This window comes from Mesorhizobium sp. 43Arga (genome assembly GCF_053714255.1).
In genome coordinates this window covers 1-21611 of sequence record NZ_JBSKBO010000003.1, presented here as the reverse complement: position 1 = coordinate 21611, position 21611 = coordinate 1, and the positions used below count along the sequence as shown (strand labels likewise).

At 63.4% G+C, this 21611-nt stretch carries 17 protein-coding genes; 5 read left to right on the top strand and 12 right to left on the bottom strand.

The window, feature by feature from the left end:
* Positions 1 to 20: 20 nt before the first annotated feature.
* The gene (locus ACWGS8_RS12750; RefSeq protein ID WP_454581299.1) at positions 21 to 1223 is read left to right on the top strand and encodes a DUF2865 domain-containing protein; all 1203 of its coding nucleotides are present in this window, start codon (positions 21 to 23) and stop codon (positions 1221 to 1223) included.
* On the opposite strand, the gene ACWGS8_RS12745 is transcribed toward ACWGS8_RS12750, so the two are convergent.
* The 6 genes from ACWGS8_RS12745 to ACWGS8_RS12720 form a co-directional block, all read right to left on the bottom strand.
* Positions 1141 to 2514: a glutamate--tRNA ligase gene (locus ACWGS8_RS12745; RefSeq protein WP_454581298.1), complete on the bottom strand. Its 1374-nt coding sequence runs from the start codon at positions 2512 to 2514 to the stop codon at positions 1141 to 1143. The genes ACWGS8_RS12750 and ACWGS8_RS12745 overlap by 83 nt on opposite strands.
* Before the next feature lie 146 nt (positions 2515 to 2660).
* A complete protein-coding gene (locus ACWGS8_RS12740) occupies positions 2661 to 3842 on the bottom strand; it encodes a hypothetical protein (RefSeq protein WP_454581297.1) in 1182 nt (393 codons plus the stop codon).
* A 232-nt stretch (positions 3843 to 4074) separates the two neighbouring features.
* Positions 4075 to 5880 (bottom strand): ABC transporter ATP-binding protein, encoded by a 1806-nt coding sequence (locus ACWGS8_RS12735; protein WP_454581296.1) that lies wholly within the window; start codon positions 5878 to 5880, stop codon positions 4075 to 4077.
* A gap of 392 nt (positions 5881 to 6272) precedes the next feature.
* Positions 6273 to 6683 carry a GNAT family N-acetyltransferase gene (locus ACWGS8_RS12730; RefSeq protein WP_454581295.1) on the bottom strand — a complete coding sequence of 137 codons (411 nt, stop codon included), beginning with the start codon at positions 6681 to 6683 and terminating at the stop codon, positions 6273 to 6275.
* Positions 6684 to 6735: 52 nt separating this feature from the next.
* Positions 6736 to 8412 (bottom strand): NAD+ synthase, encoded by a 1677-nt coding sequence (locus ACWGS8_RS12725; protein ID WP_454581294.1) that lies wholly within the window; start codon positions 8410 to 8412, stop codon positions 6736 to 6738.
* Positions 8413 to 8532: 120 nt separating this feature from the next.
* Complete coding sequence (locus ACWGS8_RS12720; protein WP_454581293.1) at positions 8533 to 9249, bottom strand: DNA-3-methyladenine glycosylase I; 717 nt, start codon at positions 9247 to 9249, stop codon at positions 8533 to 8535.
* A gap of 86 nt (positions 9250 to 9335) precedes the next feature.
* Here ACWGS8_RS12720 and ACWGS8_RS12715 point away from each other — a divergent pair, with 86 nt between their 5' ends.
* A complete protein-coding gene (locus tag ACWGS8_RS12715) occupies positions 9336 to 9899 on the top strand; it encodes a DUF1003 domain-containing protein (RefSeq protein WP_454581292.1) in 564 nt (187 codons plus the stop codon).
* Entirely contained in the window at positions 9896 to 10483 is a 588-nt protein-coding gene (locus ACWGS8_RS12710; protein ID WP_454581291.1) for a DedA family protein, read from the top strand. The genes ACWGS8_RS12715 and ACWGS8_RS12710 overlap by 4 nt, the downstream gene beginning before the upstream one ends.
* Positions 10484 to 10514: 31 nt before the next feature.
* Here the strand turns inward: ACWGS8_RS12710 and ACWGS8_RS12705 are convergent, their stop codons facing one another.
* Both ACWGS8_RS12705 and ACWGS8_RS12700 read right to left on the bottom strand, forming a co-directional pair.
* Entirely contained in the window at positions 10515 to 10874 is a 360-nt protein-coding gene (locus tag ACWGS8_RS12705) for a diacylglycerol kinase (protein WP_454581290.1), read from the bottom strand.
* Positions 10875 to 10952: 78 nt separating this feature from the next.
* Positions 10953 to 11369 carry a GFA family protein gene (locus ACWGS8_RS12700; protein ID WP_032933467.1) on the bottom strand — a complete coding sequence of 139 codons (417 nt, stop codon included), beginning with the start codon at positions 11367 to 11369 and terminating at the stop codon, positions 10953 to 10955.
* A 414-nt stretch (positions 11370 to 11783) separates the two neighbouring features.
* On the opposite strand from ACWGS8_RS12700, the gene ACWGS8_RS12695 reads away from it, so the two are divergent.
* Positions 11784 to 12854, top strand: a complete 1071-nt coding sequence (locus ACWGS8_RS12695) for a diguanylate cyclase (protein ID WP_454581289.1) — start codon at positions 11784 to 11786, stop codon at positions 12852 to 12854.
* 113 nt (positions 12855 to 12967) lie between these two features.
* On the opposite strand, the gene ACWGS8_RS12690 is transcribed toward ACWGS8_RS12695, so the two are convergent.
* The 3 genes from ACWGS8_RS12690 to ACWGS8_RS12680 form a co-directional block, all read right to left on the bottom strand.
* Positions 12968 to 14341 carry a class II 3-deoxy-7-phosphoheptulonate synthase gene (locus ACWGS8_RS12690; protein WP_454581288.1) on the bottom strand — a complete coding sequence of 458 codons (1374 nt, stop codon included), beginning with the start codon at positions 14339 to 14341 and terminating at the stop codon, positions 12968 to 12970.
* A gap of 303 nt (positions 14342 to 14644) precedes the next feature.
* On the bottom strand, positions 14645 to 18142 hold the full coding sequence (mfd, locus tag ACWGS8_RS12685) for a transcription-repair coupling factor (RefSeq protein ID WP_454581287.1): 3498 nt from the start codon (positions 18140 to 18142) through the stop codon (positions 14645 to 14647).
* A gap of 69 nt (positions 18143 to 18211) precedes the next feature.
* Positions 18212 to 18499, bottom strand: coding sequence for a succinate dehydrogenase assembly factor 2 (locus ACWGS8_RS12680; RefSeq protein WP_454581286.1), 288 nt, complete (start codon positions 18497 to 18499; stop codon positions 18212 to 18214).
* 92 nt (positions 18500 to 18591) lie between these two features.
* Between ACWGS8_RS12680 and recG the strand changes: the two genes are divergently transcribed.
* Positions 18592 to 20700: an ATP-dependent DNA helicase RecG gene (gene recG, locus ACWGS8_RS12675; protein WP_454581285.1), complete on the top strand. Its 2109-nt coding sequence runs from the start codon at positions 18592 to 18594 to the stop codon at positions 20698 to 20700.
* Here recG and ACWGS8_RS12670 read toward each other — a convergent pair.
* The gene (locus ACWGS8_RS12670) at positions 20652 to 21404 is read right to left on the bottom strand and encodes a DUF502 domain-containing protein (RefSeq protein WP_454581284.1); all 753 of its coding nucleotides are present in this window, start codon (positions 21402 to 21404) and stop codon (positions 20652 to 20654) included. The genes recG and ACWGS8_RS12670 overlap by 49 nt on opposite strands.
* Positions 21405 to 21611 lie beyond the last annotated feature (207 nt).

Here is a 21611-nt window from a genome sequence, read left to right as displayed (position 1 = left end):
AGCCAGCGGGATTGAGGCGGATGACAAGCGGAGGGTTGAAGCGGGCGCATGCTGCCATGCTGCTTGGCCTCCTGCTGGCCGGCGCCGCCATCACCGAGCCACAGGCCGCCTCGCGTGTCTGCCGCCAGTTGGAGGCCGATCTTGCCGCGGCTTCGCGTGGCGGCGGCGGTGGTCCGGCGATGATCCGCAAATACGGTGCCGCGATCGACCGGCAGCGCGAACAGATCTCCAAGGCCCGCGAACAGGCGGACAGCGCCGGTTGCGGATTTTCGCTGTTTTCCCGCAACATCAATCGATGCGCCGGGCTCAACGCCACCATCGACCGCATGAACGCCAATCTCGACAGTCTCCAGGCCAAGCGTGCCCAACTCGCCGGTGGCGGCGGTTCGCGTCGCGACCGTGGCCGCATCCTGGCCGCGCTGGACGCCAATGGCTGCCGGGACGATGCGGTTGCGCCACGCCGCGCGCCGCTGCAGGAAGCCGACCGTGGAGAAGAGGACGGCAACGCCAACCTGTTCGAGCAGCTTTTCGGCGACAACGAGCCCAGCGACACGCCTGACCAGCCGGACGATCCGGGTGAGGAACGCAATGTCCGCGGCGTCCTGAACCTGCCCGGCATTCCGGACTTTCCAGGCACAGGCGGCGAGTTCCACACCACCTGCGTGCGCACCTGCGACGGCTACTTCTTCCCGATGTCGAATGCCGCCACGGTCGGCGATTTCGAGCGCGACCAGAAGAATTGCGAATCGAGTTGCCCCGGCACCGAAATGCAGGTCTTCTATTCGCGCGGCATGGACGACGATTCGGCCTCGATGACGTCATCGGTCACCGGCAGGCCCTACAGCGAGTTGCCGACCGCCTATCTCTACAAGCAGTCCAACATGTCGCGGCCGCCGGCCTGCGGCTGCAATGCCGCGCAGAATTTTCAGATCATTGGCGGCAACCCGCCGCCGCAACAATCGCTGCCGCAAACGGAGGCGGCACCGTTGGTTCCCGTGCCGGCCTCCAAGCCCGATCCGGGCGCCGATCCGGAAACCCTGGCCAACAGGGATGGCGGGCTCAACCGCGAAGCCGTCAAACGGCTTTCCGCCAAGCCGGTGACGTCGCCCGTATCCGCACTGCCGCCGGAGCAGCGCAAGGTCAGGGTCGTCGGGCCAACGTTCCTTCCCGACCCATCAGCGGCAATAAATCTGCAAGCTCCGGCCCCGAAGGCAGTCCGGTAAGGGCAAGCCTTAGCGGCATGAACAGCCCCTTGCCCTTGCGCCCTGTCGCTTCCCTGATCTTGCCGGTCCAGTCCTTCCAGACCGTTCCGTTCCAGGGCTCTTCGGGCAGGACTTCGAAGGCCTGTCCAAGGAAGTCACGATCGTCGTCGGAGAACTCCGGTCTATCCTGCGGCCCCTCGCGCAGGATGCGCCACCAGCCCACCGCATCGGAGAGCCGGTCGAGATTGCCGCGCACCGCCAGCCAGAACGGCTCGGCCTGTTCGCCGGAGATGCCGAGCACCAGCAGCCTGTCGCGCGCCTCGTCGAACGGCATATGGTGCATCAGCGCGCGGTTGAGCACGAACAGTTCGTCCGGATCGAACTTGGCCGACGATTTTGAGGTCGCGGCTGGGTCGAAATGGCCGGCGAGTTCGGTGAGGTCATGCGCGGCCGCGACATTCTCCGAGGTGCCGACCAGCACGGCAAGCGACGCGACGGCCATCGGCTCGATGCCGTCCTCGCGCAGGCTTTCGATGGAGAGTGCGCCGGTGCGCTTCGACAGCCCCTCGCCCGAAACGGTGGTCAAGAGATTGTGGTGGCCGAAGACAGGCGGCTCGGCGCCCAGCGCCTTGAAAAGGGCGATCTGCACGCCGGTGTTGGTGACATGGTCGTCACCCCTGATGACGTGGCTGACGCCCATCTCGATGTCATCGACGACGGATGGCAGCGTGTAGAGATAGGTGCCGTCCTCCCGCACCAGGACCGGATCCGAGAGCGAAGCGAGATCGACCCTCTCCTCGCCACGCACCAGATCGTTCCAGTGAACCTCAGTGCGTTCGGGCTGGAGTGGGTCCCCAGTGAAATTGGGCAGCAGGAACCGCCAGTGCGGCCGGCGGCCATCGGTCTGGTATTCGGCCACCTGCTCATGTGTCAGCGCCAAGGCCTCGCGGCCATAGACGGGCGGCAGGCCGCGCGTGCGGCGCACCTTGCGCCTGAGATCGAGTTCTTCCGGCGTTTCGTAGCAGGCGTACAGAACGCCCGCGGCCTTCAGCCGCTCGACCGCCGCGTCATAGATCTCGAAGCGCCGCGACTGATATTCGGTGGCATCCGGGAAAATGCCCAACCAATGCAGGTCATAGAGGATGGCGTCGGCGAATTCCTGCTTCGAGCGGCCAATGTCGGTGTCGTCGAAGCGCTGGATGAAGCGGCCCTTGTTGTTCAGGGCAAACAGCCAGTTGAACAGAGCGGTGCGCGCATTGCCGATATGGATGCGGCCGGTCGGTGACGGGGCGAAACGAACGGTAACTGTCATGAGCGGGGCGTACCGGATGCCTTTGTGATTGACAAGATGCACCCCCGCGCTGGTCGGCACACATAGAACATGATGCGCGCGATGAAAAGACTAGGGCCATGCGAGGCGCATGGCCCTTATCCGATCAGAACAGCTGGTTCAAGCGATCAGCGGCCGAAGTCGTCGGAACTGAGGCGGGTCCAGCGGTCGCCCATCAACCCACCGATGAAGATGTCGCCGGAGCGGACCGCTTGCGCGACCTCGGGGATGCGCGAGCGCACCATCGTCCCCCCGGCATAGCGGAAGAAAACGTTCTTGTAGCTGAAGAGTTGCGGCATGAACCTGCTCTGCGTCTGCCCGATTATACCCGCACAGCCCATATTCCACGCGTCCTCGATCAGGCCATCCAGCGTCGCGCCCCAGTGAGGCCCAAAGGACTGGAGTTGCAACAGGTTCGCGATGCCGCCAGCCTGACCGTAGAAAGCGTAGCAGCCGAGCATTTTACCGGCTTCGTCGTAAGTCCCGCCGAAATGAAGGGGGCCGTCGGCCCGTTTCTCGGCCGCCAGCGCAAGCAGCCGTGGCAGCTCGGCATCCTGCCAGCGCGGCCGAAGCGAGTAATCGGACATCAGCGCCGGCAACCGCTCCGCAAATTGCGCAACATCCATCGGCTGCCGATGGACGCGATGTGACGAAGAATGCTGGACAGTCGGTTCGAACCTTTTTCTCGTAAACGGATCAAATGCCCTGGCGCTGGGATCGAGTACGAAGCGAGACAGGGCCGGCCATCTGCTGCGCACCACGGCGGAGGCCACCGCGGCCGGGCGGAAAATGCGGGTCCATCCAAGGCAATGCACCGGCAGGAGCTGGTATTTCATCGGGCGCGCGAAGGCCAGGGATACCCGGTTGGCTGAATCGGTCAGGTGCAGATCGAATTCGCCTTGATGCACCGCACGCAGCAATTGCGGTCCGGCCGAACCGTGATCGGTGCCGGTGTCGGCCATGAGCGGACCGATGATCGCGGCATTCAATGTCGCGCCGTTGATCTCGTAGCGGGCTTTCAGGACGCCGAGGAAGCCGCCCAGGTCGCCCTGCGGGTTGATCTGGACAAGAGCGTTGCTCGCGCCAGACGGGCCGGCAGGCTCAAGATAGATCTTCCTCATATACTCGGCCACCTCAGCGATAGCGCGATCGAAAAGATCACGCCGCCGACGGCGAAACTTCGTCAGGAAGAGTGCGGCGACGCGCTCGAGATCTTCGGCGGCGAGTGGCCGAACCGTGCCGTGGTGAGTTGCCGGAACCGACGGCGCAGCCAGCCTTTCCACACCGGTGTCTTCGGAAGCAAGATGCATCGTGAAGTCGAAATCCTGCGCTGACCAGTCTGATCCAAGGCTACGGGCTTACTATCCCTGGATTGCTTTTGCGTAAATATATGACAACCAGCAGTAGAAACGGCGTGTCGTGCCCCGGCATCGTAAAAAACGTCTAAACCGCAGCGATGCCGCAAGAGTATGCGGCGTAGGTCACTCCAGCTGATAGCGCCTGATGGAGGTGGCCTCCGGCCGATGCCGGAGGCCCCTCAGGTCAGATGACCAGCCCCTTGGTCAGTTCGAGCGCCTGGCGCTCGAACAGGCGGCGGTAGATGCCGCCCTTCAGCCGGATCAGCTCGTCATGCGAGCCTTCCTCGACAATGTTGCCGCGATCGAAGACCAGCAGCCTGTCGAGCGCCCGCACCGTCGACAGCCGGTGCGCGATGACCAGCGTGGTGCGGCCGACCATCAGCCGCTCCATCGCCTGCTGGATCAGCACTTCCGATTCTGAATCGAGGCTCGATGTCGCCTCGTCGAGGATCAGGATGCGCGCCTCGGCCAGGAAGGCGCGCGCAATCGCGACGCGCTGCCGCTCGCCGCCCGACAGTTTCACGCCGCGTTCGCCGACCAGCGTGCCATAACCCTTCGGCAGGCTGGTGATGAAGTCATGCGCGCTCGCCAGCCTGGCGGCATGCTCGATCTCCTCCTGCGTCGCGTTCGGCCTGGCATAGGCGATGTTCTCGGCCAGCGAGCGATGGAACAGGATCGGCTCCTGCTGGACGATCGCGATCTGCCCGCGCAGTGACGCCTGCGCCACCTGCGAGATGTCCTGGCCGTCGATCAGGATCTTGCCCGCATTGACGTCGTAGAGCCGCTGGATCAGCTTGACGAAGGTCGTCTTGCCCGAGCCGGAGTGACCGACGAGCCCGACGCGTTCACCCGGCGCGATATCGACCGAAAAGTCGCGATAGAGCGGCGACCGGTGATTGCCGTAGTGAAAAGTGACCTTGTCGAAGCTGATCGACCCTTGCGTGATCCGGATCGGCCTGGCGCCGGGCCGGTCCTCGACGCCGAGCGGTTCGGACTGGAAATCGACCAGTTCCTCCATGTCGTTGATCGAACGCTGCAAATTGCGGATATGCGTGCCGATGTCCCTGAGATAGCCCTGCAGCACGAAGAACGAGGTCAGCACGAAGGCAACGTCGCCGGCGCTCGCCTGCCCCCATGACCACAAGAGCAGCGACAGGCCGATCACCGCGGCGCGCATGACCAGCAGCAGCGCCCCTTGCGTGGTGCCGTTGATGGTGCCGCGCACCCAGGTGCGCCGCGTGCGCGTCCGCCATTTGGCGACAACCCTGGCGAGGCGACGCTCTTCGCGCTCCTCGGCGCCAAAGCCCTTGACCACGGCGTTGCAGCTGACAGCGTCGGCAAGCGAGCCGCCAAGACGCGTGTCCCAGGTGTTGGCGAGCCTTGCCGCCGGCGCGACATAGCCAAGCGACAGCATCGCCGTCACCATGATGAACAGCACCGAGCCGGCGGCAACGACCACGCCCATCAGCGGCCAGAACCAGCCAAGCAGCAGCGTCGAGCCGACGAGCATGACCACCGACGGCAAGAGCGCGATCAGGATCGTGTCGTTGAGCAGGTCGAGCGCCCACATGCCACGCGTCACCTTGCGCACGGTCGAGCCGGCAAACGAGTTGGCGTGCCAGTCGGTGGAAAAGCGCTGGACGCGATGGAAGGCATCGGCGGCGATGTCGGCCATCATCTTCAGCGTCAGTTCGACGATGCCCATGAACGCCAGGTTGCGCAGCACGACCCCTGTCAAGGCAAGCGACATCAATATCGAAAACGCCGTCATCGCGGCATTCCAGGCAACGGCGTCCGCGCCGGCGCTGCTGGCGACGGCGTCGACCAGCCGGCCGGAATAGAGCGGCGTCAGGACGTCGGCCAGCGTCGACAGCAGGAAACCACCCATGATCAGCGAAAGCCGCCAGGGCTGGCGCCGCCAATGGGTGAACGTGAAACCAAGAACGCTGCGAAAGGCGCTCGCGCGCAAATCGATCTTGAAACGAGCCATGATGTCATTCGGGCGCAAACGAGCCCGATCCCAGTAAGGTCGAAAATTGAAGAAGCCGCGCAAGGGGCTGATGATTGCCCAGAAGCGGAGTGGCATATTCTAGCGTCACGCCCGTAATCGGGCGGCGACCGGCATCGGCATAAGCCTGTGCTCAAACCGGCTCCGATGCGAAGGACGGACCTTCGCGCGGCGCCGGATGAGACCTAGGCTTCGCGGCCTCGCATTACCATTTTAAATACTGCCATTCGGACCTCCCGCAAATGAATCGCGGAGCGGTCCTTATAGAGACGCTCCGATGCATCGCCAAGACGGGCCCCGCCCAAAAGCGTATCTGGTCCAACCACTGCGATTATTTTGCAACAACGGCGGCGGAAGCTTTCGCTGCGTTCCAATCACTGGGGCGCGCGGTCCAAGCGCATGTATCGGCCGTCGGTCGATGCCTTGAAGCCCAGCTTCTCGTAGACCCCATGCGCATCACCGGTCGACAGGCTCCAGTGCGAGACGGTGCCGAGCTCGGGATGATCGATGAGTGCCTGCACCAGCCGCTGGCCGATGCCCTGCCCGCGATTCTCAGGCCAGATGATGATGTCGGCGAGATAGGCGAACACCGTGCGGTCGGTGATCGCCCTGCCGAAACCGACCTGCTTGCCATCAATGTAGGCGGCCCCGCAGAGCGAATTGGCAAAGGCCCGGCGATGAAACTCATCGCTGCGTCCAGCCCCCCAATAGCTCGCCATCAGCAGGTCGGAGGTTGCACGGAAATCGATCCGCGCGAGGTCGAAGCTGATCTCACAGTCAGGCATGCTGTATCCTCGCCCGCGGTACGGCGTATTTTCGCCCAACGGACGAACGCGCTTACCCGCGATCCCTGAAACGGTTGGTGATGGGATAGCGGCGGTCGCGGCCGAAATTCTTCCGGGTGATCTTCACCCCCGGTGCCGCCTGCCGGCGCTTGTATTCGGCGATATAGAGCAGATGCTCGATGCGCGTCACCGTCGCCCGGTCATGGCCGCGCGCGACGATGTCGTCGACGCCCATCTCGTTCTCGACAAGGCATTCGAGGATGTCGTCGAGCACCGGATAGGGCGGCAGCGAATCCTGGTCCGTCTGGTTCTCGCGCAATTCCGCCGACGGCGCCTTGTCGATGATGTTCTTCGGGATGACCTCCCCCGATGGCCCGAGCGCGCCCGGCGGCACATGGCTGTTGCGCCAGCGCGACAGCGCATAGACCTGCATCTTGTAGAGGTCCTTGATCGGATTGAAGCCGCCATTCATGTCGCCATAGAGCGTGGCATAACCGACCGACATCTCGCTCTTGTTGCCTGTCGTGACCACCATCGAGCCGAACTTGTTGGAGATCGCCATCAGGATGGTGCCGCGCGCGCGGCTCTGCAAATTTTCCTCGGTGATGCCTTCCTTGGTGCCTTCGAAGAGCTGCGTCAGCGCATGCAGGAAACCTTCGACCGGCTCGAAGATCGGCACGATGTCATAGCGGCAGCCGAGCGCGCGGGCGCAATCCTCGGCGTCCTTGAGCGAATCCTTCGAAGTGTAGCGGTAGGGCATCATCACCGCGCGCAGCCGCTCTTCGCCGAGCGCGTCGACGGCAAGGGCGGCACAAATCGCCGAATCGATGCCGCCGGACAGGCCGAGCACCACGTTCTTGAAGCCGTTCTTGTTGACGTAGTCGCGCAGGCCCAGCATGCAGGCGCGATAGTCGGCCTCCTCCCGCTCCGGGATCTTCGACATCGGCCCTTCCGAGCAGACCCAGCCGTCCTCCCCGCGCTTCCATGTGATGACGTCGATCGCTTCCTCGAACTGGCTCATCTGGAAAGCCAATGTCTTGTCGGCGCCGATGGCAAACGACGCGCCGTCGAAGATCAGCTCATCCTGGCCGCCAAGCTGATTGGCATAGGTGATCGGCAGCCCGCATTCGATGACCTGGCGAATGACGACCTGATGGCGGACATCGATCTTGGCGCGATAGTAAGGCGAGCCGTTCGGTACCAGCAGGATTTCCGCCCCGCTTTCCGCCAGCGATTCGCAGATACCGACATCGCCCCAGATGTCCTCGCAAATCGGAATTCCGATGCGCACGCCGCGGAAATTGACAGGTCCCTGGATCTCGGGTCCGGCCTGGAACACGCGCTTCTCGTCGAACTCGCCATAATTCGGCAGGTCGAGCTTGTAGCGTTCGGCGATGATCTTGCCGCCATCGGCGACGACGATCGAATTGTGAGTGCCGCTCTTGCGCTTCAGCGGCGTGCCGATGATGACGCCTGGGCCGCCATCCGATGTATCGGCGGCGAACTCCTGTGCCGCCTTTTCGCAGGCCTTCAGGAAGGCCGGCTTCAGCACCAGATCCTCCGGCGGATAGCCGGCAAGGAAAAGCTCGGTGTAGAGCACCAGATCGGCGCCCTGGCGCGCGGCATCCGCCCTCGCCTCGCGTGCCTTGGCGAGGTTGCCGGCGACATCGCCAACGGTCGGGTTAAGCTGGGCGATCGCGATGCGCAATATGTCGGGCTTCTTGGTCATGCCTGCTGACTTAGCGCGGCAAAATTCGCCTCGCAATGGCGTTCGCTTGGACCAACCCCGGACCGATTGACTCAATCGCGTCGGACCGATTGACATCGTCGATCGTGTTGAGACCGTCGATCAGTCGTCGCCCATATATTCGCGCAACGACTGCGGAGAATGGTTCTCGCCGATCGACATCGCCAGGATGCGCGAAATGTGCCGCCGCGGCAGGCCTGTGTCCGCCACCCATTGATTGATCTGGGCCTGGATCTTGTCGAGGTCCTTCTTCGAGGTCGGGCTTTCGGCAATGTCGAGGCCGGCGTCGCGAAGCGCTAGCGCCATGTCGGCCGATATGACGAAGGCGTCCCAGCCCAGCCAGCGCAGGAAATACTGGCCGGTATTGCCGCCCAGCCGGCTGCCATGCTTGCCGAGATAGGCCATCAGCCCGACCTGGTCGCCGGCAGGCCAGTTGGCCAGGAATTCGCCGAAGCTGCCATGCTCCTTCGACACGCGTTCGACAAAGGCGGCGTTGTCGCGCACGGATTTGATCTTCTGCGGGTTGCGCACAATGCGCTGGTCGGAAGCCAGATCGTGCCAGAAATCGTCAGGCTGGAACAACAGCCGCTTCGGCTCGAAGCGCAGAAACGCCTCCTCGAAACCGGGCCATTTCTGCTCGATGACGCGCCAGACGAAACCGGCGGCAAAGATCCGCTCGGCCATGGTCGAGAGAATGCGATCGTCCGGGATATCGGCGACCGCGGCATTGTCGGGCACAGGCCCGAGCAGCGTTGCCAGCTCCGCCTCGCCGCCCTTGCGTTTTGCCGCGCGCAGGCGAATTTTCTGGAAATCGGCCATGGGTCCCTCGCTGTTGGCTTGAATGTAACACTTCCCGCGAGAGGCGGCAGCCTCTACGTCTATCTCCACTGACGACGGAGACGGCCATGAACAAGACAATCGACGATCTGGCGAACCGCTGGCTCAAGCGACGGCCGGATGGCCTCAGCCAGTTGGAGAGCCGGGTGCTGCAATCGACGCTCGAGCGCACCACGATCTCCAGGGACACCAACAAGGCGGTCGCCTTCCACCAGACCTTTGGCGACCGCCTTGCCGATACGATCGCCCGCATCGGCGGCTCCTGGTCCTTCATCCTGGGCTTCATCGCCTTCCTGATCCTATGGACATCAGGCAATGTCTGGCTTTTGACGCGCGATGCCTTCGACCCCTACCCGTTCATCTTCCTCAATCTGGTGCTGTCGATGGTCGCCGCCTTGCAGGCGCCGGTGATCATGATGGCGCAGAACCGCCAGACAGAACGCGACCGCATCGACGCCGCCCACGATTACGAGGTCAATCTGAAGGCCGAGATCGAGATCATGGCGCTGCACGAAAAGTTGGATGAACTGCGCCACAGCCAGATCATCGGCATGCGCGACGAGATCGTGCGGCTGGCGGAAGCGGTCAAGCGCATCGACGACAGGCTGGCGCGGCAGCAGTCGGCCCCATGACCGAAACGATCCATCATTTCATCGAACAATATGGGCTGCTTGCCGTCTTTCTCGGCTGTGTCGCCGAAGGGGAAAGTGCTGCCATCCTCGGCGGTTTCTTCGCCCACCAGAGTGTTTTCGTGCTGTGGCATGCCATTGTCGCGGCGGCGCTCGGCGCCTTCCTGGGCGACACGTTCTTCTTCATCCTGGGCAGAAGTTTCGCAGACAACCGCCACGTCGTCAGGCTGCGAAGGCGGCCCGGCTTCCGCCGCGCCTACCGTCTGCTCAACACCCATCCCGACATCTTCGTGCTGTCGAACCGCTACATCTACGGCATGCGCCTGGTCGGCGGCATCGCGGCGGGCCTGTCGACCGTAGCAGCACCCCGCTTCGTCATCCTCAACGCCATCTCATCGACGATCTGGGCGGTGCTGTTCAGCACCATTGGCTATGTCTTCGGGCTGGGCGCCGAGCATTTCGTCGGCCAGGCGCTGATGCGCCACGAGCGGCTTTTCATCGGGCTCGGCATCGGCCTGACAGTGGCCGTGCTGGCCTGGCTTGTCGCCCGCCACATCGCCAAGCAGGAGCGTCGCCGGGAGCATTGATGCCGCCCGGCTTCCATGGTCGTCCGGAAGGTCAGATCGGAAAGCCGGTGATCCGCTCGATGAGCGCGATGCCCCAGACGCCAGCGACGATGACCACCGAGATCAGCACCGCCAGCGAACCGCAATCCTTGGCCAGCTGGATGTCGACATTGAACTCGCGGCTGAAGGCATCGCAGGCCGCCTCGATGCCGGTGTTCAGCACCTCGACCATGATCAGCAGCAGCACCGCCCCGATCAGCAAGGCATAACTGCGCCAGGAGACCGAAACGAACCACGCCGCGGGCAGAGCGAGCACCAGCAGCATCAGCTCCTGCTGGAAAGCCTTCTCGCTTGCGGCCAGCTTGCGAAACGCCCGCACCGAATTGAAAAAAGCGTCGATCAGCCGCTGCATGCCCAAACCTCTTTCCGAATTACCGGCACGAGATAAAGCAACGGCCCGATCAAGGGAATAAGGCGTCTTGTCCAAAATTCATTCAGCGACTGCTATCGAAGGCGTCGACTTTTCAAACTGCGGCAGCCCGTCGTCAATCGAATAATAGTCGCCCTTGTCGCCGACGAAGATATGGCAGTCGCCCTTGAGACCTGTCGGCTTGTCGAATGCTCCCGCCATGACCGAAATATAGTCTTGAGCCCTTGGCTTCCAGAAAAGCACGGACCCGCATGTCTTGCAGAAGCCGCGCCCGGCGAAAGCGGACGCTTCATACCAGGTGATGCTTTCCGTGCCTTCGATCACGATGTCGGCGTCGGCGACATTGGTCGCGGCATAGAAATGGCCGCTTTGCTTCCTGCATTGCGAGCAATGACAGTAGACGACGCCGCGCAGCGCTCCCCTCGTCCGGAAGCGGACCGCTCCGCACAGGCATGATCCCTGGTGACTATCGCTCATTTCGGCACTCCCTGGAGAAATCTAGCCCAGCTTCGTTGCCAGGATTCCAGCCTTGCGGTGGTTGCGCGCAAACAAATGCGACATCGATTGGCATGACAAATTCGAAATTCAGTTTTATTTTTCAGCAGCACAACCGCGAATCTCGAGTCAAAGCCGCCAACCCGGGGTGCTGTCCCGCGACGGTGGTACAAAATTTATGCTTCTACAGCCACAGGTAGAGAAAAACCTGGGGAAGTCGTGCGCATTAAGGAAACTTTAGCGCTGCCGCATCTATGGTCACACCAAGCGAAGGTCGCGGGTGGGGACGCGCCTCTTCGCAAGATGTTCTGGACGATCGGGTCGCGCTCCCCGGGTCGGCGATCAATGGAACCCGCAAATTCCGCGTCGGGATCCGAGGGGAAGAGTGGATCAGACATGCAGCCGGCAGCCGCCACGACCGAACGCAGCACCGACATCGCAGCCACGGTTGTCGCGACCATGCGCCAGCTTGGCGTCCTCGGCCTGCCGCGCAACTACGAAATCTTCTATGAGGCATTGAGCGGCACCAATCGCGAGCTCAGTCTCGCCGTCGTCTCGTTGAGCAGCCGGCCGACGCAGGACGAGTTGGATCAGATCGGACGCGCCTTCTTTGCCCAGAACCACGGCCCCGGCATCGTCGAGCATGCGCGGGACGTCATCGCCCGGGAACTCGAGGAGGTCGCGGCGCTGTTGCGGAGCGAACGCAGCCACATCGAAAAATACGGCAGAATCCTCGACGAGACATCGAACGGCCTGAGCGGCCGCAGCCGTCTCTCCCAGGATCTCCTGCAAAAAATCGCCAACGCCATGGCCGTTGCCACCAATTCGACGATCGACCACGGCAAGCAGATCGCTTCGACGCTCAGCGACAAGACGGCCGAACTCGAGAGCGTCAAGTCGAAGCTCGAGGAATACAAGCGGCTGGCCGATACGGATCCGTTGACCCAGATCTGGAACCGCCGCGCCTTCGACAAGGAAATCACCCGGATCTACACCAGCAACAAGGGTATCCTGTTCAATGCCTTGATCCTTGCCGACATTGATCGGTTCAAGGATATCAACGACCGCTACGGCCATCCTGTCGGCGACAAGATCATCCAGATCATCGCCGAGATTTTCCAGACCAGCATTCGCGGCGACATGTTCGTCGCCCGCACCGGTGGCGAGGAGTTCGCGCTGATCATCGAGGGCGCCAGCGAAGACGCCACTTACGAGATCGCCGAGCGCATTCGCGCCCTGATCGAGCAGACGCCGTTCACCAGCAGCCAGACCGGCATGAATTACGGTACCGTGACCGTCTCGATGGGCATCTGCATGGCATCCGAGGCCGATGGCCCGGAGGATCTCTACACCAAGGCCGACCGGGCGCTCTACCGTTCGAAAGTGAGCGGCCGCAACCGCGTCACCAAGCATTCGACGATGGCCGGCCGCGCCGGCAAGAACTGGCTCCTCTACAAGAAGGACTGAAGTCTTCTAGCAGCCGACCGCGCTGGCATCGGCCGAGAACCAAACGTGAGTTAAAACGAAAAAGGCGCCGGATTTCCCAGGCGCCTTTCCTTTGTCGGGTCAATTGGCCGGTGTCAGCCGTTGACGGCCTGTCTGTGTTGCACCGGATGGCTCTTCTTCAGGAGATCCGACACCAGGAAGGCCAGTTCGATCGCCTGGTCGGCATTGAGGCGCGGGTCGCAATGGGTGTGGTAGCGGTCCTGCAATTCCTCGGCCGTGATGGCGCGCGCGCCGCCCGTGCATTCGGTGACGTTCTTGCCGGTCATCTCGACATGGATGCCGCCCGGATGCGTGCCTTCGGCGCGGTGCACCTCGAAGAAGGTCTGCACCTCCTTCAGGATGCGGTCGAACGGCCGCGTCTTGTAGCCGGCCGCCTCGATCGTGTTGCCATGCATCGGGTCCGACGACCAGACGACGCTGCGGCCTTCCTTCTGCACCGCGCGCACCAGCTTCGGCAGATGATCGGCGACCTTGTCCGAACCGAAGCGGGCGATCAGCGTCAGCCGGCCGGGCTCGTTCTCGGGGTTGAGCAGGTCGATCAGTTCCAGCAAGCCGTCGGCCGTCAACGACGGGCCGCATTTCAGGCCGAGCGGGTTCTTGATGCCGCGACAATATTCGACATGGGCATGATCGGGCTGGCGCGTGCGGTCACCGATCCAGATCATGTGGCCTGACGTGGCATACCAGTCGCCGGAGGTCGAATCGACGCGGGTCAGCGCCTCCTCGTAGCCGAGCAGCAGCGCCTCGTGGCTGGTGTAGAAATCGGTCTCGCGCAGCGCGTAATTGGTCTCCGAAGTGATGCCCACGGCCTTCATGAAGTCCATCGTCTCGGTGATGCGGTTGGCGAGCGACTCGTATTTCTCGCCCTGCGGGCTGTCGGAGACGAAGCCGAGCATCCAGCTATGCACATTCTCCAGGTTGGCATAGCCGCCCTGGGCGAAGGCGCGCAGAAGGTTGAGCGTCGCCGCCGACTGGCGATAGGCCATTTCCTGGCGCGCGGGATCCGGAATACGCGATTTGGCGTCGAATTCGATGCCGTTGATGATGTCGCCGCGATAGCTTGGCAGCGTCACCTCGCCCTTGGTCTCATTGTCCGACGAGCGCGGCTTGGCGAACTGGCCGGCGACGCGTCCGACCTTCACCACCGGCTGGGCGCCGGCGAAGGTCAGCACGACCGACATCTGCAGGAAGACGCGGAAGAAGTCGCGGATGTTGTCGGCGCCATGTTCGGCGAAGCTTTCGGCGCAGTCGCCGCCCTGGAGCAGGAAGGCTTCGCCTGCAGCGACCGCCGCGAGCTGCTTCTTCAGCTTGCGCGCTTCACCGGCAAAGACCAGCGGCGGGAAGGTGGCGAGCTGGGCTTCGGTGCTCTTCAGCGCAGCAAGGTCCGGATAGGCAGGAACCTGCTTGATCGGCTTTGCTCTCCACGAATTCGGCGACCATTTCGTCATCGCTGCACCCAACACTCTTTCCGGCTAGCATCCTCGCCCGCCATTTCCCGCCCTCTATGGGGTGGCGGCTCCATACACGAAGCCGATTTCCTATTCTAGACCGGAATTTCAGCGCTGGCGAATGCGCTAGCGCTGCTGAGTGCGTTGAGATTCAAGTCGGGTCGAGCCGAAAATGGCTGATACTGAGAACCGTAGCGGAGCGGACATTTGGGTCCGTGAGCTCAGTTCTACTGCGACGCAGCAGAACTGGGAAGCACAGGTATCAGCCATTGGCAGGCCGGATCACCTGAATATCGATGCACCTCAGGCCGCCTTTTCGACCAGCCGCGCCAGTTGCGTCATGACCACCGCCGAGCCCGCCAGCCGCTTCTCGGCGGTTGGCCAGTCACGGGTAAAGACGACGCTGTGGTCCGGGCGGATCTTGGCCAGCGAGCCCTGTTCGCCGATGAACTTGACCAGCCCGACCGGGTTGGAGAACTCGCGCTTGCGGAAATGGATGACGACACCCTTCGGCCCGGCGTCGAGCTTCTCGACATTGGCCTTGCGGCAAAGCGCCTTGATGAAGACGATCTTCAACAGATGCTTCACCTCGTCCGGCAGCGGCCCGAAACGGTCGATCAGCTCGGCGCCGAAAGCGTCGATCTCCTCGGTATTCTCCAGGTCGCCGAGACGGCGGTAGAGCGCCAGCCTGAGCTGCAGATCCGGCACATAGCTTTCCGGGATCATCACCGCCGTGCCGACCGCGATCTGCGGCGACCAGCCGCCATCCTGGACCTCGCCGGAATCCTTCACCTCGGCCACCGCCTCCTCCAGCATCTGCTGGTACAGCTCGAAGCCGACCTCCTTGATATGACCCGACTGCTCTTCGCCCAAGAGATTGCCGGCGCCCCTTATATCGAGATCGTGGCTGGCGAGCTGGAAGCCGGCGCCCAGCGTGTCGAGCGATTGCAGCACCTTCAGACGACGCTCGGCCGTGTCGGTGAGCTTGCGGTTGGCCGGCAGCGTGAACAGCGCGTAGGCGCGCACCTTGGAGCGCCCGACGCGGCCGCGCAGCTGGTAGAGCTGGGATAGGCCGAACATGTCGGCGCGATGGATGATCAGCGTGTTGGCGGTCGGGATGTCGAGGCCGGATTCGACGATGGTGGTCGACAGAAGCACGTCGTACTGACCGTCGTAGAAGGCGTTCATGATGTCGTCGAGTTCGCCCGGCGGCATCTGGCCGTGGGCCACCGCCACCTTCAGTTCGGGCACGGATTCCTTCAGGAAATCATGGATTTCGGAGAGATCGCTGATGCGCGGCACGACATAGAAGGAGTGTCCGCCACGATAGCGCTCGCGCAGCAGCGTCTCGCGAATGACCAGCGGATCGAAGGGCGAGATGAAGGTGCGCACCGCCATGCGGTCGACCGGCGGCGTGGCGATCAGCGACAGTTCACGCACGCCGGTCAGCGCCAGCTGCAGCGTGCGCGGGATCGGCGTCGCCGACAGTGTCAGCACATGGACATCGGTCTTCAGATCCTTCAGCCGTTCCTTGTGCTTGACGCCGAAGTGCTGCTCCTCGTCGATGATCAGCAGGCCGAGATTCTTGAACGAGATCGACGAACCGAGCAGCGCATGGGTGCCGACAACGATGTCGACCTGCCCTTCGGACAAAGCCTTCTTCGTCTCCGCCAGTTCCTTGGCACCGACCAGCCGCGAGGCCTGGGCGACGCGGATGGGAAGGCCCGAGAAACGTTGGGAAAAGGTCTTGAAGTGCTGGCGCGACAACAGCGTCGTCGGCACCACGACCGCGACCTGGAACCCTTCCATCGCCGCGATGAAGGCGGCGCGTAGCGCCACTTCGGTCTTGCCGAAGCCGACATCGCCGCAGATCAGCCGGTCCATCGGTTTGCCGGCGCCAAGATCGTCGCGGACCGAATCGATAGCCGTCTGCTGGTCGTCGGTCTCCTCATAGGGGAAACGGGCGGCGAATTCGTCATAGAGGCCTTCTGCCGGCACCAGCGCCGGCGCGGCCCGCATCTGCCGCTCGGCGGCGATACGGATCAGCTGACCCGCCATATCGAGCAGGCGTCGCTTCAGCTTGGCCTTGCGCGACTGCCAGGCGCCGCCACCGAGCTTGTCCAGCGCCGCCTCGGCTGAGTCTGAGCCATAGCGCGACAGAAGCTCGATGTTTTCCACCGGCAGGAACAACCGGTCGTCGCCGGCATAGTGGATTTCCAGGCAGTCATGCGGCGCACCGACCGCCTCGATGGTGCGCAGGCCAATGAAGCGGCCAATGCCGTGGTCGGCATGGACGACGATATCGCCGGCCGACAAGGCCGAGGCCTCGGCAATGAAGTCGGAGGCACGCTTTTTGCGCTTGGAATGCCGGATCAGCCGGTCGCCCAGAATATCCTGTTCGGCAACGACGACCAGTTTTTCGGTCTCGAAGCCGGATTCGAGCGGCAGCACGGCCAATGCCGCCTGCCCCGGCTCCAATTGTTCGGCTTCGGCCAGGGTCTCGACCTGCTTGAGATTGCCGAGATGATGCTCGGCCAGGATCTGGCCAAGCCGGTCGAGCGAGCCTTCTGTCCAGCCGGCGATGACGACACGGCGGCGTGCGGCGCGCTCGTCGGCGATATGCCTGACGACAACGTCGAAGACGTTGACGTTCGGATCGGCGCGCTCCTCGACGAAGCTGCGGCCATGGCGCGAGCCGGCATGATAGACCTTTTTCGCGCCAGCATCGGGCGCGTCGAAGGGTGTGAAGTCGATCGCTTCGCGTGGACCGAGCGAGGCGATCAGGTTTTCCGGCGAGAGATAGAGCAGATCCGGCGCCACCGGCTTGTAGGGCACCGCATCCTTCAACGCGGCGTCGGCCTGCTTTTTGCGCGCTTCATAGTGGTCGAGGATCAGCGTGTGGCGCTCGGCCAGCGCTTCATGCGCCAGATGGTCGAAAACGACAGGCGTATCCGGCAGATAGTCGAACACCGTCTCCAGCCTCTCGTAGAAGAACGGCAGCCAATGCTCCATGCCGGCGAAGCGCCTGCCTTCGCTGACCGCCGCATACAACCCGTCGTCGCGCTGCGGCGCGCCAAAGGCATCGATATAGGAGCGGCGGAAGCGGCTGATGGTTTCGGGCGTCAGCGCCACTTCGCTCATCGCCTGCAGCGCCATCGACTTGCGCTGGCCGGTGGTGCGCTGCGTGGCGGCATCGAAGACGCGGATCGATTCCAGCGTGTCGCCGAAGAAATCGAGCCTGAGCGCCTCGGTCCAGCCGGGGGCGAAAAGGTCGAGAATGCCGCCGCGCACCGCGAATTCGCCGATGCCGCGCACGGTGGGCACGCGTTCGAAGCCTGACGTTTCCAACCGCGCGATCAGCGCGTTCATGTCGATCTGGTTGCCAGGCCTGGCATGGAAGGTCTGCGCCTCGACCAGGTCGGCCGGCGGAATGCGCTGCAGCAACGCATTGGCGGTGGTGAGGATGACGGCGCGGTGCGGCTTCTTCGCCAGCGCGATCATGGCGGTTAGTGCGTCGAGGCGCTTGGCGGCGGCGTCCGAACCGGGCGAGACGCGGTCATAGGGCAGACAGTCCCAGGCTGGCAGCTCCAGCACCGGCAGGCCGGGTGCGGCGAAGGCCAGTGCCTCGATGATAACAGGCAGGCGCTGGCCGTCGCGCGCCACGAACAGCACCGGCTTGTCGGGTGCGATTTCCAGCGCGGCCTGCACCAGCGCGAACGCTTCGTAGCCGTCGGCGACGCCGTCGACGACGAACTGGCCGGCACGGCCTTTCGGCAGACCAATGGTGGGAACGAGGCTCATCAAATCACGGTCTTTTTTGTTGCAATTCCTGTGGGAAAACCGCTTCACTTTTCCTGGAATTGCCTGTGTTCAGAAAGTCATGGTCCGGCGGGACGCCAGGATCTTTTGCAGGACAGGACAATCGATATCCGCCGGGATCGGGCGTTCACCGGTGATCAGCGGCAGGAATTCGGTGTCGGAAATGTCGAGGAGCGTCTCATATTGGTCGATTTCCTCAGCCGTCAAGGCGCCGATCTCGGCGTCGGCGAAGGTGCCGAGGATGAGATCCATCTCGCGCATGCCGCGATGCCAGGAGCGGAACAACAGCTTGCGGCGGTGGGCGTCCAGCCCCTCGCTTGATCGTTTCGTTCCGGTCATTGTGGCGCATCCTCAGTTGCTGCGGCGCATATAGCGTGGATAGAAGGGGCTGTCAGCCTTGCGCTGCGGCCGTCGCGACATAAGCTGACATCATGCGTCCTTCCATCCTCGATCCGCTGTTTGTTCCGATCACTTCGCTTGCCGGCGTCGGACCGAAGGTCGGCGCGCTGATCGAGAAGGTCGTGACGGCTGATCTTGGTGATCGCGCGGCCCGCGCGGGCGATCTGCTGTTCGTGCTGCCGCACACCGTCATCGACCGCCGAAGCCGGCCAGGTATTGCGGGTTCCGCGGAAGGCCAGATCGTGACCCTCGACGTGCGCATCGACCGCCACCAGCCGCCGCCGCGTGGCAACCGGTCGGTGCCCTACAGGGTCTACGCCCATGACGATACCGGCGAGATCGGCCTGACCTTCTTTCATGCGCACGCCGCCTATCTCGAAAAGGCAATGCCCGTGGGCGAGCATGTCGTGGTCTCGGGCCGCATGGAATGGTTCAACGGCCGCCCGACCATGGTCCACCCCGACCATATCGCGCTGGCCAGCGAGGCGGAGAACCTGCCGCTGGTCGAACCGGTCTACCCGCTCACCGCCGGGCTCTCCGGCAAGGTGCTGCGCCGCGCGATCGGCCAGGCGCTGGCGCGGCTGCCCGAATTGCCGGAGTGGCAGGACGGTGCATTCATGCGCCGGCACACGTTTCCCACCTTTGCCGACGCACTCACCCGCATTCACAATCCGTCCGACCCGATCGATGTTTCCATCGAGGGTGCGGCCTGGCGGCGTCTTGCCTATGACGAGTTGCTGGCGGGCCAGGTCTCGCTGGCGCTGGTGCGGGCAAAGATCCGCCGCCTGTCCGGCCGTCCCCTGGTCGGCGACGGCCGCATCGTTGAGAAACTGCGTGCAGCCCTTCCCTATTCGCTGACCACAAGCCAGGAATTCGCGCTGGCCGAAATCAATGCCGACCTTGCCGACCCCGAGCGCATGCTGCGGCTGCTGCAGGGCGATGTCGGATCGGGCAAGACGGTGGTCGCGCTGCTTGCCATGGCGCGCGCCGTCGAGGCCGGCGGCCAGGCGGCACTGATGGCGCCGACCGAAATCCTCGCGCGCCAGCATCTGGCGACGATCGCGCCACTCGCCGCCAAGGTCGGGCTGCGCATCGCCATCCTCACCGGCCGCGAAAAGGGCCGCGAACGCACCGAAACACTGGCCGGCCTGGCCAGCGGTGAGATCGACATCGTCGTCGGCACCCACGCGCTGTTCCAGGAGACGGTCACCTTCCACGATCTGGTGCTGGCCGTCATCGACGAGCAGCATCGTTTCGGAGTCCATCAGCGGCTTGCCATCACCGCCAAGGGCGACGCGCCAGATATGCTGGTGATGACGGCCACGCCCATCCCGCGCACGCTGGTGTTGACCGCCTTCGGCGACATGGACGTCTCGAAGCTGACGGAAAAGCCGGCCGGCCGACAGCCGATCCGCACCGTCACGCTGCCGCTGGAACGGCTCGACGAACTGGTCGCCCGCATGCAGGACGCCGTCGCCGGCGGCCAGAAAATCTACTGGATCTGCCCGCTGGTAGAGGAATCCGAAGAGATCAAGCTGATGTCGGCCGAGGATCGCTTTGCCTCGCTGAAACCGCTGTTCGGCGACCGCATCGGCCTTGTCCATGGCCGCATGAAGGGCGCCGAGAAGGACGAGGCGATGCGTGCCTTCAAGGAGGGCGAGACGCGCATCCTGATCGCCACCACGGTCGTCGAGGTCGGCGTCGACGTGCCCGACGCCACCGTCATGGTCATCGAGCATGCTGAGCGTTTCGGCCTCGCACAGCTGCACCAGCTGCGTGGCCGGGTCGGGCGCGGCGACAAGCCCTCTTCTTGCGTGCTGCTCTACAAGGACCCGCTCGGCGAGACCGCAAAGCGCCGGCTGTCGGTGATGCGCGAGACCGAGGACGGTTTTTTGATCGCCGAGGAAGACCTCAAGCTGCGCGGTGAAGGCGAGTTGTTGGGCACCCGCCAGTCCGGCACACCGGGCTTCCAGGTGGCGCGCATCGAGGCGCATGCCGATCTTCTGGAGGCAGCCCGCGACGATGCAAGGCTTATCCTGTCACGCGACCCGGAACTGCAATCCGACCGCGGCGAGGCGCTGCGCCTGCTGCTCTATTTGTTCGGCCGCGACGAGGCCGTGCGGCTCTTGCGCGCCGGATGAGGCCCCAGCGGCGGATTGGCGACCGTCCCATTTATCGGCTCGCCATTCAGCGTCACCATCTTGCTTTTCACCTCCGGCGCCACCAGCCCGGCGGAAACGATCAGCTTGGCGCCGTCCTCGATCGTCATGTCGAGCAGCACGATGTCCGACTTCAGCACATACATCAGGAACCCGGTCGTCGGGTTCGGTGTGCAGGGCATGAACACGGCGATCAGCGGATCGCCGTCCTGGTCGAGCTTCTCGTTGATCTCGGTTTCCTTTTCGCTGGCGACGAACACCAGCGACCACACGCCCTTGCGCGGATATTCGACCAGGCCGACCTGACGGAACATGTCGCCCTTGTTCGACAGCACCGTCTCGAATATCTGCTTCAGCGAGCCATAGATGCCGCGCACCAGCGGCATGCGGCCAAGCAGGCGCTCGCCGAAACCGACAATGGCGCGGCCGACAATGTTGGCGGTGAGGAAACCGATCAGCGTGATCAGTATCAGCGCGACGATCAGCCCGAACCCCGGAACCGGAAACGACAGATAGGTGTCGGGGCTGTAACGCGCCGGAATATAGGGCTTTACCCAGGAATCGACCCAGCCGATGAACGACCAGGCGATATAGGCGGTGATCGCCAGCGGCGCGCAGACGACGAAGCCCGTGAGGAAATAGTTCCTCAGCCGGGTCATGCCGGAGGTCTTGGGAGCATCGGACATGGTTCACCGGGGCGCGGGTTGCAGCGCAACATTAGTGAACCGGAAGGCCGTTTGGAACTGCGAAGTTTTTAAAGAGCGCCTGTTAGTGCGCCCTATTCCACCGTCACGGATTTCGCCAGATTGCGCGGCTGGTCGACGTCGGTGCCCATGAACACGGCGGCGAAATAGGCCAGCATCTGGATCGGCAGCGCATAGATGATCGGCGAG